The following is a 15,868-nucleotide window of genomic DNA, read 5'->3' as shown; positions in this document are numbered from 1 at the left end:
AGTCCAATATGAATTTTGAACCTCTAGTTTCCGTCTTAATGACGGTTTATAACCGTGAAAAATATATTTCTGAGGCTATAGAAAGTGTACTGTTATCGACTTATACCAATTTCGAATTGATTATAGTAGATGATAGAAGTAAGGATAACTCTTTGAGCATTGCGAAATCTTATGAGAGTAAGGATCAGAGGATAAAGGTCTATCTCAATGAACAAAATCTTGGTGATTATCCAAACCGTAATCAAGCCGCCTCTTTTGCTAAAGGTAAATATTTAAAATATGTTGATGCTGATGATATGATTTATCCTCATGGTTTGGAAGTGTTGGTATATTACATGGAGCAATTTCCTGAAGCTGGCTATGGTCTGTGTTCATTGCCTCAGGACAAGCTTCAAAAATATCCGTTCCTGCTCTTACCGAAACAGGCCTACCAACGTCATTATTTCCAACAGCAATTATTTCATAAAGCACCCTTGTCTGCTATCATTAACCGCGAGGTGTTTAACAAGATGGGAGGGTTTACAGGTAAACGTATGCTCGGCGATTTTGAAATGTGGAATTTGTTGTCGCAAAAACATGCTGTCGTTTTAATGCCACAAGGAGTAGTCTGGTATCGTGAACATGATGAACAGGAAATGACAGACCATAGAAACAACCCTATGGAGCCATTTAAATATATACTATTGGCAGAAGAATTAATTGCGAAGGAAGGTTGTCCACTAAATGAGGAGGAAAAGAGGAAAGCCCTTAATAATTTAAAAAGCATAAAATCTAGCGCCGTCCTCTCTGCCTTTAAACATTATGGTTTTAAAAAAGGTCAGGAGTTAAAGGCTGCAAGCGGTATGTCAATCATTTCCATCTTTAATTTTAAGTTGAAATAAATTCTAAAATGTTGCACTACATATGAAAACATTTTGATTTTTTTTTATAAAATTTCCAAGGATTCCACTTCGTTTTAAAAAAAATGTCAATACTGGAAGTCCAGAATATTTATTTTGACGAAATTAGGATAATATTAAAAAAATTGTTTTGCATGACTATAACAAAAGAAAAGATCATACATGTTATTAGAAATCCTTTTAGAATCTTTATATGGATAGTTACAAGGCTACCATATTTCGATTTTTTAAAAGCAACCGAAAACGGCATAGAAAAAATTAATTTTAATATGTGGTACAATCAGAAAGTACTCGGAAATAATAAAAATGCTTACTGGCCAGTTCATAAAAGTAGTAGGATTGTAGGTGAACAAAATATTTATATAGGTTTAGGCACCTTTCCTGGTTTTCAAAGAAATATTTATATCCAAGGTACTGGTAAACTTTATTTCGGTAATTATACAATCGTAGGACAAAACTCTGGAGTGCTTAGTGGGAACCATGATCTATATGATTATAGAAAACTTGCCCCTCGCGATACCAAAATAGGTTCTTACTGTTGGATTGGTATGAATTCAACTGTTTTAGGTGGAGTTGTTCTAGGAGACCATACAATTGTATCAGCGGGGTCAGTTGTAACTAAGTCCTTTCCTGAAGGATTTTGTGTTATTGGAGGTGTTCCCGCTAAAATAATTAAAAAAATTGATCCTAATGAGGTTGTTAAATACGAATATGAGATAAAATATCATGGATATATTAGGCAAGAAAAATTTGAGGGATTTCGAAGAAAAAATTTAAACATTTGATGTTGTCACCTAAAGTATCAGTCATTATCCCAATCTATAACGGCATAAAGTTTATTGAAGAAACTTTGGAGGCTGTGTTTGGTCAAACCCACCAAAATATTGAGATAATTATTGTAGATGACGGCTCAACGGACGGCTCTTTTGAATATATAAAGAGTCTCGATAATAAAAAAATAGTACTCAAGACAAGTAATGGAAATGGAGCATGTGCTGCCAGAAACCTTGGGTTACGTTCAGCCACGGGCGAGTTTATTCAGTTTCTGGATGCAGATGACTTGTTGAGTCCTAATAAATTGGAGCTGCAAATTACCGCCTTAGAAAACAAACCAGATGCCATTGCGGTTTGCAGTACCATGCATTTTTATGATTCAATTAATCAAGGTGTGATTACTGATAGAGATTTTTTATATTCCACTTCAGATACAGAGTCATTTTTATTAAATCTTTACGGTGCAAGTGGTTCGCATAATATGGTCCAAACTAGTGCTTGGCTAACACCAAAAACCCTATTGGATAAAGTTGAACCATGGGACGAAACATTAAGTAAAGATCAGGATGGCGAATACTTTTGTAGAGTTGTAACCAAAGCAGACCGCGTAATATATGTGCCTGAAGCTATAAATTACTATAGAAAACACATCAAGGGCTCTAATATCGCAAATCAAAAGGAAATCAAACATCTTGAAAGTCAATTGCGGGCCTTAGATTCCAAAAGTGAGCAGTTTTCAAAATTAGAAGGCACAAAGGCTTATAAAAAGGCGATGGCCTTACAGTATAAAATTATCGCTATAGACGCTTATCCTGAATATAAAACCATCTATAAAACCGCCATAAATAGAATGGATAACTTTGGTGGCAGCTCCTATGAACCGGTGTTGGGAGGAACCATTATCGAGATTATCAAGTCTGTTTTTGGGTGGCGTGCAGCAAAAGCATTTCGAATGTTTGTCAAAAATATATTCAACCATTAATGAGCCCACTTTTATTAAAGGCATCGGGCTTAACCCTAAATTAGTGAAGGTGGCTTTGATACCTAAGAATTCAGAATGCTCTTATTTTAGGAAATTAGTATGAAAACAGAACCTTTACTAAGTGTTTTAATGACCACCTATAATAGGGCGGAATATGTTGAGGCCTCCATTGCGAGTGTTCTCAAATCTACCTACACTAATTGGGAACTCATAATTGTGGATGATTGTTCTACTGATAACACCCCTGATTTAGTGGAGAAGTATCTCCATGATAAGCGGATCAGGTTTTTTAAAAATGAAAAAAATTTAGGCGATTATCCTAATAGAAATAAGGCGGCATCTTTGGCCAAAGGGAAATATATTAAATATCTCGATTCCGATGATCTTATTTATCCGTATGGTTTAGAAGGCATGGTGACAGCAATGGAAGCTTATCCTGAAGCTGGGATAGGCTTAACTTATAACAGTTATGATAACCATGAGCCCTTTCCGATTTGTCTTAGAAACGAAAAAACATTCTACACACATTTTTTTAAAAAGGGTATTCTGTTTATAGGCCCAAGTGGTTGTATATACAATAGAGCCTATTTTGAAGCCATAGGTGGGTTTAATCCTGAATTTAAAGTGGCTTCAGATTATGATTTTAATATGCGTGCCGCTCTTCATAAACCGATTGTTTTATTTCACAGGGATTTATTTTGGTGGCGTGAGCATGCTGGGCAGGAAATTGTAAACAGTAGTAAAAATAATGAGTACATTATATTTAACTATTTGATCAATAAACAAACGGTTGAAAAATCATCACTAAATAACACATTAAAATTGACCATTCTTAAAAATAACGATATTTTAATGGGTAGGCGCTTGTTAAAATTATTGCCCAAAACACCGCTGACTGAATTTCTCCGGATCTTAAAACTGACGAAGTATCCAAAAATATATTTTTTGAGGTGTTTATTACCTACCATAAAGCATAATCCTGCTATGGTTATGTTTTTTATCAGTTGTTACGTTTTTTAAATGAAACAACAAGCCATCCTTTTTGTCTTAGAATCCTTCTTGCCCGATCATCGCGCAGGAACAGAAATATATGTGCTCAACCTGTGTCGCTATTTTAAAAACAAAGGTTGGCGTGTTGGCGTTTTAATTGCCACAATTAACCAACAAAAGGATTACAGCTACGAGGGTATACCCGTTTACACCTTTCCAATTCCAGAAAAGCCAAATTCACGGGAGTTAAACGGACTCATGCCACCTAGGGGAATAGAGGATTTTATTGATCGGGTAGAAGAACTAAAACCAGATGTGGTGCATTTTCATTCGTTTGGTAGAGCTATCAATGGGCTCCATCTCAAAAGAACAAAAGAATTGGGCTATATAACTGCATTTACCCCTCATTTAGCCAATCTCTTTTGCATCAAAGGCAATATGCGTCTTTTTGAGCAAACCAATTGTGACGGACGTGTCATACCATCCAGATGTATGAGCTGTTTGTTGCACAGCAAAGGTTATAATTATACGGTTTCAAAAGCCTTGGGTTCTGGCTTGAGTGTGGCCATTAAAATGAAATTTCTACAAAAAGCCATGGTGCCTTCTTGGCATCAAGCAAAGCATCGTTCAGAAGAGCTACAACGCATTTCAACATATGCTGATGTGATCTTTGCAATCGCGCCTTGGGTTCAAAATGCTTTTCGTGCCAATGGTATTACTGACAGTATTCTTATTCCACAGGGGATTAGTCCGGTTTTTTTTGAAGATTTGAATCATCAGCAATCCTTGAATCCTTCAGGTATTAATTTTATTTTTATTGGTAGAATGCATCCAGTCAAAGGCTTCCATTTTTTAAAACAGGCTTGGGAAAATTTAAAAACGAAGACACACAAATTGCATATTATAACCAATCCTTCAAGGGATGAAAATGACTATTTTAAAACTTATAAAACTTGGGCAGATCAAGACAGCTCAATCATTTGGAACGAGGGTTTTTCGCAGTCTCAAGTAGCGTCCTATTTAGACGCAATGGATGTTTTGATTTTACCGTCAATCTCGGAAGTCGCTCCGCTAGTCATGTTAGAGGCAGCCACCAGAAGAATTCCGGTTATTGCGTCGGATTTTGTGGCCATGAAAGATATGATTGACCCTAATGTCAATGGGTTGCTGTTTAAAAATGGCGATTGGCAAGATCTATTGCTGCAATTGAATAAAATCTCAGACAAGCCGGAACTTATAAGCAAACTAGGGGAGAACATTCAAATGCCAGCAACTATGACGCATGTTGCAGCCCTTATAGAGCATGAAATTTTAAAACGCGTTAGCACTTAATGAATAATATTTTGAAGCAGACACAACTTCTTTTTATAACAACTTCAAGTTTAGCCTCAAACCCAAGATTAGTCAAGGAGTTTGAAGCGCTTAAACACGACTTCTCTTGTCATGTGCTGTGTTTTAAGCATCAAGATTGGAGTTTGGAACTTTCCGAAACTATTAAATCGAATAACCCCGAAGTTAAATTTATCGAGATAGACAGAAAGACAGCCTTTATTGAAACCATTTTCTGCAAGTTTATTCATAAAGCTGCCATTAGTGTGAACAGTAGGTTTCCTAAACACTTTAACGTCTGTGCATTTGCCAACAGCGATAAAGCCTTGCAATTGTGGCTCAGGGCAAAGGTATTACAGAAAAAAACAAAGTTTTCTCGTGTGATTGCACACAATCTCGGTGCTTTTTATCCTGCCGTAAAAGTTGCAGATAAAAAGGACACGGTCTTACAACTAGATATAGAGGACTATTATCCAGGGGAAGCCCTCTATTTCAATAAAACGCTCGAGAAGCAAAACAGGATGCAGCTGATGGCACATAGTTTTTTAAGAGCAGAAAGCATCACTTATGCCTCTAAAGGCATCCAATTGGAGTGTGAAAAGCATTTTAAAGTGGGCAGCCAAACAAAACAATTGACCATCATCAATGCCTTTAAGGTTGAGGACTTTGTGGAACCAAAAGCGACATCATTAAAACCGTTGAAATGCGTTTGGTTTTCCCAACATATCGGTCCCAATCGCGGACTCGAACAAGTGTTTCAGGCCGCAAGAAGATTAGATCACATAGAATTCCATCTTATTGGCAATCGCAATCAAGACTTTCTGAGTATGGTTGATTTAAGTGAAAATGTAAAGCTGCACGATATTATGAAGCAGGAATATTTACACGACTTATTAAGTGGTATGGACGTTGGACTTGCACTTGAAGATGTGGGAGCTGACCATAATCGTAATATTTGTTTGACTAATAAATTTTTGGCTTACGCCCAGGCAGGACTATATATCTTAGCAACGAATACCTTTGGACAAACCGAATTTTTAAAATCCTTAGATTACAATGCGGGGGTGATTATGACAACTTCATTAGAAAATACCCTACAAAATTTAGACAGCAACCTACTAAATACCACTACAAAAATTGAGAGATGGCAAAAAGCGAAAGCCTTTTCTTGGGAGAATGAACAACTCAAATTAAAGCAATTAATATCGTAAACCTTCGATTAAAAAATTTTTTGATTGTCCGGAAGACATCGTAATGCTATAAATTGATTCATTATACTAACATGTATATGTCATCAAAAAAACAACAAATATTTGTTTTTGTACAGCGTAAATCTGAGGGGTCTGCGGGATAATTTTTCCAAACGCCAATTTTTGTTTCCAGCTGATTAGGGAGGTGTTCGCGGATTTTTTACTAGTATGATAAAAAATGGAGATACAATTATATTTTTTCCTAGGTTAGTTTTATAGGGCAGCAATAGCTGCCCCTTCTAAAATAATAATAACAATAAACACATGAAAACCGTATTAATCATCTATCCGCATTGGGTGCCGGCAAACTTGGCAGGGGTTCAGCGTCCACGATTAATTGGCAATTATCTGCAGCAATTTGGTTGGCAGCCATTATTGCTTACTGTAGACGCTGCTTATTACGAGGAAGCCCCTGATCTGTTGATGGAAAAAACGGTTTCTGATACTATAGAGGTGGTGTACACAAAAGCGTATAAGGTAACCAAGCCGCGACTCATAGGCGACATCGGTCTACGGGCGTTTCCATTTTTAAAAAAGGAAGCTTTGCGTTTGTGTAAGGAGCGAAACATTGATTTTATTTGGATTCCTATCCCGTCATTTTACACGGCACTTTTAGGCAGAATTATTCATGATAAAACCGGCATCCCGTACGGAATTGATTATATTGATCCTTGGGTAAGGGATATTACCAACCAAAGTGATTTGAGAGCTAAACTTAGCCAAGCGGTGGCGCGAACCTTAGAGCCTTATGCGGTTAAAAAAGCGGCGTTAATTACGGGGGTCTCTACGCCTTATTACCAACCGGTTATTGATCGAAACTTTAAAACACCTCCGGTGCATGCGGGTATGCCCTATGGTTTTGACCCTAAGGACCATGACATTGAACTGGAAGGTTTGAAATTGCCTTGGGATGACCAGCCCAATTGTAAACCGTGGCTTTATGCCGGTGCATTTTTGCCCAATTCACATTTGTTTGTGGCGTCGTTTTTTGAAACGGTGGCGGCGTTAAAGGCAGAAGGGAAATGGGATGAGTCCATCAGGCTCTACTTTGTAGGTACAGGACCCTATCCAGCAAAACGAATTACTGCCTACGCTAAGGATCATGGGCTTGAAGATATTGTTGTAGAACATAGAGAACGATTTCCGTTTTTACACATTCTCAATTTCCTGTCTAAAGCAGATCGCGTCATGCTTTTTGGAAGTACAGAGAAACATTATACAGCCTCCAAAACCTTTCAGTGCCTGTTGAGTAAAAGACCTTTGATGGCTATGTTACATGCCGAAAGTTCGGCAATACAAGTTATTAATGAATGTAATGCGGGTAGTTTTTTAATTCCTTATCATGAAGGGAATACGAAAACGTATATCATAGAACAATTGAAACCAATTCTCATTTCTATTCAAAAAGAAGTGACTTGGAGTCTCAATATAAAACCTCTTGATGCCTACACTTCCAAACAATCGGCCAAGGTTTTGGCTGAAGCAATGGATGCCGTAGTCTCATCTTAAAATGACAGTTCATTTAGGAGCATGAAAAAATTAGCCATCATCAGTACACATCCCATCCAGTACAATGCGCCGTGGTTTAAACTAATGGCCACACGTGGGAATGTAGAGTTAAAAGTATTTTACACTTGGTCTCAAGCAGCTGATACAGTTAAAGATAAAACCTTTGGACAGGACATTAAATGGGACATCCCGCTATTGGAGGGGTATGACTACGAATTTGTGGAAAATGTCTCAAAGAAACCTGGATCACATCACTTTTTCGGGATAGATAATCCCGCTTTGATTACACAGGTAAAAGCATTTACTCCCGACGCCCTTTTGTGTTTTGGATGGAGTTTTAAGAGCCACTTCAAAGCCATGCGTTACTTTCACGGTAAAATTCCCGTTTGGTTTAGGGGCGACTCCACCTTATTGGATGAAACTGGAGGTATTAAAACCAGTTTAAGACGTTTGATCCTTAAAACCGTCTATCGCTATGTGGACAAAGCATTCTATGTGGGCCAAGCCAATAAAGCGTATTTTTTAAAACATGGTTTAAAGGAACATCAATTGGTATATGCACCGCATGCGGTCAATAACGCTCACTTTGAAGATACTGATGCCCGTAATTATGAACACCGTGCATTACAATGGAAAAGAGAACTAGGCATTCCAGAACAGCAAACCACGGTCATATTTGCAGGTAAATTTGAGAAAAAGAAGCAACCTGATGTGTTGATAGACGCTATTATAGCAGCAAATAAAAATAGGCAACAGCCTATTGCACTAGTCATGATAGGGAGTGGTCCGATGGATCAGGTTATTAAAGAAAAAGCAAAGAGGCAAGACAATATTTGGATGTTACCATTTCAAAATCAAACGATGATGCCATTGGTGTATCGCTTAGGGTCTGTTTTCTGTTTGCCGTCCCAAGGACCAGGAGAAACTTGGGGGTTGGCCATGAATGAAGCTATGGCGTCTTCAAGACCTGTAATCGCTACGGATAAGGTGGGGGGAGTAAAAGATATGGTCCTTCAAGATGTCAATAGCTATTGCTTTCAACATGATCAAGTGTCAGCGTTAGTAGAGATACTAGAAACATTATCATCCGAAACTTTAAAGGTGATGGGTTTGAACGCCAAGGAACATTCCAATAAGTTTACATTAGAGCGCATCGTAATGGCGGTAGAATCTACAATAGGGGGAAGCCAAATTAAGGAAGTGCAGTAAAACGTCAGAATCCTGTGCTTTTTGTACCCAGAATTAAGATTTAACAGTAACTAAAAGAATGTTCTCTGAGAGAATTTTTATTAAAATTCATTAATGCCCAATTAAAATGTTTTCTTTATACACTAAACCATAGTTTTATAAGGGATTTCACAACTTTTTTAAAGTTAAATTTATCTTTTTTTAAAATGGTTTTATGGAGGTAGAGCTGTCAACGCGTCACCTTTATATAATGTTTATCAGTTAGTTAAACTTAAATCTCTGCTCTAGATTCTATGAGCGCAGCGGTCTTAATTCTTTAGCGGACAATACTGATTTTAGAATTTGGATAAAGAAGCAAACTATAAAATTTAAATTAAGCACGAAACGTGCTAAAACAGCTCTTATTAGAACTTGTACAAGCTTCCATGAGACACCACTGTAACTAGATAACGACATGAGATTTTAATGGGGATTTGGACAATTATTGGTATTGCATTTGTAATCTTTATTGCCTATACGTTTATCAAGCGTTTGGGTAAAGGATTGCCAGTACTTGAGCTAATGTTATTGATAGCCGGTCTGCAATGGATCATTGGACCAATCATTGAATATGCGTCACCTGGCTTACACTATAAATACTACATGTATGTAGAGCAACCTGTATATATGTCATTTGTGGTGCCTGCTTATCTCCTGTTCTCGATTGCGGTGTTATGGATGATTAAAGAAACCACTAAGTTCCATTTAGATATCGAACGGTTAAAATTTTACAGTCATTATGGACTGACGATTTTTATAATTGGTGTTGTTTTTGATTTGTTTGGAGGTTTTTTACCGGGCGCGCTTGGTTTCTTTGCATTTATTTTGGCAAATTTTAAATTTGTAGGGGCTATTATTTTATTCTATTCTGAAAACAAAAAGCTCAAGAAAATTTTTTATGGTGCTATTCTTTACTTATTAGTTATTGCTTTATCAAAGGCATTATTCCACGATTTTATCATATGGACGGTGTTTTTTTATATGTTTTATGCTTTAAAATATAAACCCAGCTTCTCTAAAATTCTGCTCACCATTGTGGTAGGTGTTATTGCCGCCTCAACACTGCAAACCATAAAAGCCGCCTATCGTACGCAAATTTGGAATAATTACTCCGGTAATAAAATAGAGTTGTTCGTAGGGTTGATGTTCGATTCTTTGTTAGTAGATGAAACAGCAAACCCTACTCTTGACGCCGATATCGATACAAATGTGAGGCTCAATCAGGGCTGGATCATCAGCGCCATCATAGATCATATCCCTAATAACCAACCTTATTTTGACGGTGCTACCATTAAAAATGCTGTATTTTCTTCCATTTTACCTCGATTCCTTAATCCTAATAAAGCTGAAGCTGGAGGACGAGAGAATTTTCGGCAATTTACGGGTCTTTATATTGGAGATGGCACCTCTATGGGTATCAGTATTGTGGGGGAGGCTTATGGTAACTATGCTGTTGCAGGCGGCATCCTATTTATGGGTATTTGGGGCTTGTTTTTGGGTGGTATCTGGAGGTTCTTATTTAAAAAAATTACCGTTAATATTGTTTTTATTGCTTTTATACCGCTTATATTCCTTCAGGTCATTAAAGCGGAGACAGAGCTTTTGGTGGTATTAAACCATTTAATTAAATCCATGATCGTGATCTTTTTCTTTTTATGGTTTGTTAAGAACAATTTGAACTGGCGTTTTGAGAAATGAAAAATAGGATTAGCTATATTTTTAGAAAACCAGACCCAAAATACAAGAGTATTGAAGCCTTGTTTGGGGTGATAGCAAGACATTTAAAAGAAGATGTTCAAACCGATGCCATTATGATGTCTTATGCGGGGGGCGGTCTAAGTACCCTATGGAAGAATCTTGCAAATTTCCAAAAAAAGGCATATCATATTTATCACATCACTGGAGATGTACACTATATGGCATTACGAACGGGAAGGAAAACCGTGTTGACCATACACGATGTGCAGTCCATCTTAAAAACATCTGTTGTCAAGCGTTTATATCTAAAATTGTTCTGGTTTTGGTTGCCTGCTATTTGTGTCTCTCGCATCACGGTAATTTCAGAATTTACAAAAAACGAGTTGTCAGAGGTGATTCCATTTGCAAAGAAAAAAATTAGAGTGGTCTACAATCCAGTAAATCCGAGTTTCCAACATGTTGCGTATACATTTAATAAAATTAAACCAACGCTGTTATTAATTGGTACCAAATCAAATAAAAATTTAGAACGAACTTTACGGGCATTGGAGGACATTAGCTGTACAGTAGTTATTATTGGAAAGCTTTTGGAAGAACAGTTGACCTTATTGAAACAATTGAATATTAATTATGTTAATGAGTATGACATTTCTTTTGAAGCGTTACAGCACCATTACAGATGCTGCGATATGGTTTGTTTTGCATCCACTTATGAAGGTTTTGGGATGCCCATCATTGAAGCACAGGCGGTAGGTCGCCCTGTTCTAACCTCAAATTTGGGAGCAATGAAAGAGGTGGCTCGCGAATCTGCTTGTCTCGTAGATCCCTATAAAGTCGATTCGATTAGGGAGGGTATTCTAAGATTGATCAACAATGACCACTACCGTGAGGATTTAATATCAAAAGGCTCTTTAAATATTCAACGTTTTCAAGCCTCAACAATTGCTCAAGACTATCTAAAGGTGTATAATGAAATTTCAAATACATGATGGCTAAAAAAATACTCATTACGATTGATTGGTTTCTTCCTGGAACAAATTCGGGTGGACCTGTACGCTCTTATGCCAATTTAATAGCCCATCTTGATGAAGGTTTTGAATTTTTAATTGTAACACGGAATACTGATTTTGGATCCACTGAGCCATATAAAGACATAAGCCCCAATGTATGGACCATTTTTAACGCGTATACCAAAGTCTTTTATTGTTCTGCGGATTATCTCACAAAGTCTAATTTAAAACACCTCTTTGATACGACTCAATTTGATGTTGCTTATATTAATGGTATTTATAGTTGGTACTTTTCCATATTGCCTATATTATTGATAAAGAATAAAGATGTTATTGTTTCGGCAAGGGGGATGTTAAATCCACAAGCGTTTTCCGTAAAGGGTTTTAAAAAGAAAGGCTTTATCAAATTTGCCAATCTTTTTAATTTTTACAAAAAGGTTCGTTTTCACGCTACCAATACAGAAGAAGCTAACTATATAAAAAGTTTAATTGGTACGCATAAACTAGTTTCTGTAGCACCCAACTTGCCAAGGAAAATTGACAATTCAAACAAAACTCAAGCGTTTAAGCAACATCCAGTACGCTTTGTGAATCTGGCCAGAGTGTCCGTAGAAAAGGGCACACTTACGATGCTCAAAGCTTTTTATCATATCACAGAGCCTGCTGTTCTGGATTTATATGGGCCAATTTATGATGAAGCCTATTGGGCAAAATGCCAGAGTGCAATATTAAAATTGCCCGCACATATTGAAGTGAATTACAAAGGGATTATTGATAGTGAGCAAGTTCCTGCAACACTTTCTAAATATGACTTTTTTGTTCTGCTCTCAGAAGGCGAAAATTTTGGACATGCTATTTTAGAGGCGCTCTCTGTAGGTTTGCCCGTTTTGATTTCAGATCAGACGCCGTGGCGCGGATTAACCGCAGCTAAGGTAGGTTGGGATTTTAGTTTAAAAAATGAGGACGCACTTATTACTGCATTTCAAGCGGCAGTGCACATGAGTGATACCGATTATAAAAATTGGTCTGAAGCGGCATTTATGTATGCTAAAACATTTATTGAAAATCCAAAAGTATTAGAACAAAATAAAGCCTTATTTTTGGACGCTTAAATTAATTGAAACCTTAAATATGCTAAAGCGTTGTAATCAAAGAAATGAGGAATAGCGAACGGCATAAAATAATTCATTAGTGTTCGATAAAAATACAAAGTAAATTAACAAACCCATTTTAAAGCAATAGACATTACGAGATTTTCAAAATGAGACCTTGCTTTTTCGAACCTATTGCCACCGAGAATAATTGGGTGATTTTAATTTCAATGTTGGTTCTCTATCAGTTAGTTACAAGCAAGTCTTTATTCTTTCCCGATAGCAATCGGGACTAAAAGCGCAGCGCCTGCCTGCCGTATTTTAGGCAGGGTCTTGATTCTTTATCGGATAACAACGAAAACAATTATAAAACTAAATAAAACACACATGAAACGAATATTAATCACTGGAGGTGCCGGATTTGTTGGCTCCCACTTATGTGAACGCCTATTAAATGAAGGTAATGAAGTCATCTGTTTAGATAACTACTTTACGGGTTCAAAAAAGAACATCGAGCATTTAATGGATAACAAATACTTTGAATTGGTGCGTCACGATGTCATCAACCCTTATATGATTGAAGTAGATGAGATTTACAACATGGCTTGTCCAGCGTCTCCTGTACATTACCAATACAATCCCATAAAAACGATCAAAACCTCAGTAATGGGCGCCATCAATATGTTAGGGTTGGCAAAACGCGTCGATGCTAAAATATTACAAGCTTCTACAAGTGAGGTTTATGGCGATCCTGCAGTACATCCACAACCGGAAACCTATTGGGGAAATGTAAACCCTATTGGTTTGCGCTCTTGCTACGATGAAGGCAAACGCTGTGCTGAAACCTTATTTATGGATTACCATATTCAAAACGAAGTAAAGATTAAAATCATTAGAATTTTCAATACCTACGGCCCTAATATGAATCCGAATGATGGACGTGTGGTTTCAAATTTTATTGTACAAGCCTTAAAAGGCGAAGATATTACTATATTTGGAGAGGGCACGCAAACTCGGAGTTTCCAATACGTAGATGATCTGGTAGAGGGTACCATTAGAATGATGAACAGCAGAGACGGTTTTGTGGGGCCTGTAAATATTGGGAATCCTACGGAATTCACCATGCTGGAACTGGCGGAAAAAATTATTAAACTGACCAATTCTAAATCAAAATTGATCCATCTTCCTTTACCACAGGATGATCCATTACAACGCAAACCTATCATCGACTTGGCGAAAAAAGAGCTAAATGGGTGGGAGCCCAAAGTGCAGCTGGAGGAAGGTTTGATAAAAACAATTGGTTATTTCGACACGTTGTTGCAGGACAATAAATAGGATTATAGTTGTATAGAGAATAGAGAACCTGCCCGTACCAAAAAGGAACGTTCGGGCGGGTAGAGAATAGAGAATAGAGAGAAGAGAAAAGAGAGAAGAGAATGGCTTTAGGAGGGGATGGCATGAGAAAAGGAGATGGAAGTCTCTTTATGTTTAGTTTTGTATAGAACTTTCCCTCATACCTCATACCTCATACCTCATACCTCATACCTCAAACCTCAACCCTCAACCCTCAATCCCGAATTCCAAAGAGAATATAAACATAAACAGGTCATACACTACTTATAACTATAATTTTGAAAGTCAATTTGTCATCATACGATAATAGTTGGTATCAACCAGGATCAACAGCAAAACGCCTGTTATGGTATTTTGTTAATGCCTTGTTTTTGAAGTCTTATCTTAACCCCTCTTCTGCACTCAAGATTTTTTGTTTAAAATCATTTGGGGCTAAAATAGGAACAGGGGTCGTTATTAAGCCGGGTGTCAACATAAAGTATCCTTGGAAATTGAGTATAGGCGATCATTGTTGGATTGGTGAAGAGGTTTGGATTGATAATTTGGATCAGGTTACTATAGAAGATCATGTGTGTGTGTCTCAAGGCGCCCTATTGATTTGCGGCAACCATAATTATAAAAAGACAGGTTTTAATCTAATGGTCGCTCCTATTGTTCTTAGAGAGGGCAGTTGGGTAGGCGCCAAAAGTATTGTGGGCCCTGGCGTTGTATTAGAAAGTCATGCCGTATTGGCATTGGGATCTGTGGCCACCGTCAGTTTACAGGCCTATGGCATTTATCGGGGTAATCCTGCAACTAAGATTAAAGAACGTATATTAAAAGAATAGATGAAGATCTCTATAATAACAGCCACCTATAATAGTGCCAAAACCTTGGAGCTTTGTATGGATTCCGTTCTGCAACAAACGTATAGCAATATAGAATATATCATTGTTGATGGGGGGTCAACCGATGAAACGCTCAATCTTATCAAATTAAAATCAGATAACCATCCTAACATCATCTATAGTTCTGAACCGGACAAGGGCATTTACGATGCTTTAAATAAGGGGATTTCTAAAGCCACAGGAGATGTCATTGGTTTTGTCCATTCTGATGACTTTCTTGCAGATCCTGCTGTGATAGCAACAATAGCGACAGCCTTTAACGAGGCGGCCATTGATGGTGTGTATGGAAACCTCCATTATGTTCAATTTGATGATCCTGAAAAAATTGTGCGCAATTGGACCAGTCAGCCTTTTGCGCCAAAACTTCTAAAGCGGGGTTGGATGCCTGCACATCCTACCCTGTTTTTAACAAAAAAAGTTTATGATACCCATGGACAATTTAATTTAAACTATACAATTGCAGCAGATTATGATTTTATTCTGCGCATATTCAAACACGACCAATACAGCTTCAAATACCTTCCTCACACGATTATGAAAATGCGAGTTGGAGGTGCCAGTAATAGAAGCCTGACCAACCTTGTACACAAAACGAAAGAAGATTACAAGGCGGCTAAAACCAATAAAATCAACTTCCCTGTTTTGGTAATTCTTCAAAAAAACCTATCCAAAATTCCACAATGGCTTGTTAAATAAGGCGTTAGGTTAATCAAATGTTTTTTGCATTCGAGTTAATAGGTTCTGAACCACTGTGCTATTTTTGTGTGCAATACTGCATCAAAACGCAAGATAGGTTTGTTTATTGAATGATTTCTTGTGATGATTAACTCTTTAAATGTATCTTTGCCAAAATTTACGGGTATATATTA

At 37.3% G+C, this 15,868-nt stretch carries 14 protein-coding genes; all 14 read left to right on the top strand.

Going from position 1 to position 15,868, the window contains the following annotated elements; translation table 11 throughout:
• Positions 1–8 precede the first annotated feature (8 nt).
• The 14 genes from JEM65_RS00640 (at position 9) to JEM65_RS00575 (ending at position 15,695) form a co-directional block, all read left to right on the top strand.
• A complete protein-coding gene (locus JEM65_RS00640; protein WP_199596611.1) occupies positions 9–881 on the top strand; it encodes a glycosyltransferase family 2 protein in 873 nt (290 codons plus the stop codon).
• A gap of 152 nt (positions 882–1,033) precedes the next feature.
• Entirely contained in the window at positions 1,034–1,684 is a 651-nt protein-coding gene (locus JEM65_RS22935) for an acyltransferase (RefSeq protein ID WP_199596610.1), read from the top strand.
• Positions 1,684–2,655 (top strand): glycosyltransferase family 2 protein, encoded by a 972-nt coding sequence (locus JEM65_RS00630; protein ID WP_199596609.1) that lies wholly within the window; start codon positions 1,684–1,686, stop codon positions 2,653–2,655. The genes JEM65_RS22935 and JEM65_RS00630 overlap by 1 nt, the downstream gene beginning before the upstream one ends.
• Before the next feature lie 99 nt (positions 2,656–2,754).
• Positions 2,755–3,675 (top strand): glycosyltransferase family 2 protein, encoded by a 921-nt coding sequence (locus JEM65_RS00625; protein WP_199596608.1) that lies wholly within the window; start codon positions 2,755–2,757, stop codon positions 3,673–3,675.
• Positions 3,676–4,977 carry a glycosyltransferase family 4 protein gene (locus JEM65_RS00620; protein WP_199596607.1) on the top strand — a complete coding sequence of 434 codons (1,302 nt, stop codon included), beginning with the start codon at positions 3,676–3,678 and terminating at the stop codon, positions 4,975–4,977. It abuts the gene before it with no gap.
• Positions 4,977–6,185 carry a hypothetical protein gene (locus JEM65_RS00615; RefSeq protein WP_199596606.1) on the top strand — a complete coding sequence of 403 codons (1,209 nt, stop codon included), beginning with the start codon at positions 4,977–4,979 and terminating at the stop codon, positions 6,183–6,185. Before JEM65_RS00620 ends, JEM65_RS00615 begins: the two co-directional genes overlap by 1 nt.
• 303 nt (positions 6,186–6,488) lie before the next feature.
• The gene (locus JEM65_RS00610; protein WP_199596605.1) at positions 6,489–7,733 is read left to right on the top strand and encodes a hypothetical protein; all 1,245 of its coding nucleotides are present in this window, start codon (positions 6,489–6,491) and stop codon (positions 7,731–7,733) included.
• A gap of 21 nt (positions 7,734–7,754) precedes the next feature.
• Positions 7,755–8,942 (top strand): glycosyltransferase family 4 protein, encoded by a 1,188-nt coding sequence (locus tag JEM65_RS00605; RefSeq protein ID WP_199596604.1) that lies wholly within the window; start codon positions 7,755–7,757, stop codon positions 8,940–8,942.
• Positions 8,943–9,386: 444 nt separating this feature from the next.
• Complete coding sequence (locus JEM65_RS00600; protein WP_199596603.1) at positions 9,387–10,658, top strand: hypothetical protein; 1,272 nt, start codon at positions 9,387–9,389, stop codon at positions 10,656–10,658.
• Positions 10,655–11,647 (top strand): glycosyltransferase family 4 protein, encoded by a 993-nt coding sequence (locus JEM65_RS00595; protein ID WP_199596602.1) that lies wholly within the window; start codon positions 10,655–10,657, stop codon positions 11,645–11,647. The genes JEM65_RS00600 and JEM65_RS00595 overlap by 4 nt, the downstream gene beginning before the upstream one ends.
• Positions 11,644–12,780, top strand: a complete 1,137-nt coding sequence (locus tag JEM65_RS00590; RefSeq protein ID WP_199596601.1) for a glycosyltransferase family 4 protein — start codon at positions 11,644–11,646, stop codon at positions 12,778–12,780. The genes JEM65_RS00595 and JEM65_RS00590 overlap by 4 nt, the downstream gene beginning before the upstream one ends.
• A 366-nt stretch (positions 12,781–13,146) precedes the next feature.
• Positions 13,147–14,094 (top strand): UDP-glucuronic acid decarboxylase family protein, encoded by a 948-nt coding sequence (locus JEM65_RS00585; RefSeq protein ID WP_199596600.1) that lies wholly within the window; start codon positions 13,147–13,149, stop codon positions 14,092–14,094.
• Between the two features lie 296 nt (positions 14,095–14,390).
• Complete coding sequence (locus JEM65_RS00580; RefSeq protein WP_233530457.1) at positions 14,391–14,939, top strand: WcaF family extracellular polysaccharide biosynthesis acetyltransferase; 549 nt, start codon at positions 14,391–14,393, stop codon at positions 14,937–14,939.
• Entirely contained in the window at positions 14,940–15,695 is a 756-nt protein-coding gene (locus JEM65_RS00575; RefSeq protein WP_199596599.1) for a glycosyltransferase family 2 protein, read from the top strand.
• Positions 15,696–15,868: the final 173 nt, after the last annotated feature.

It is taken from the genome of Gelidibacter salicanalis (genome assembly GCF_016469035.1).
GTDB lineage: Bacteria > Bacteroidota > Bacteroidia > Flavobacteriales > Flavobacteriaceae > Gelidibacter > Gelidibacter salicanalis_A.
The sequence above is the reverse complement of the archived record's forward strand: the minus strand, read 5'-3'. Positions and strand labels throughout refer to the sequence as shown.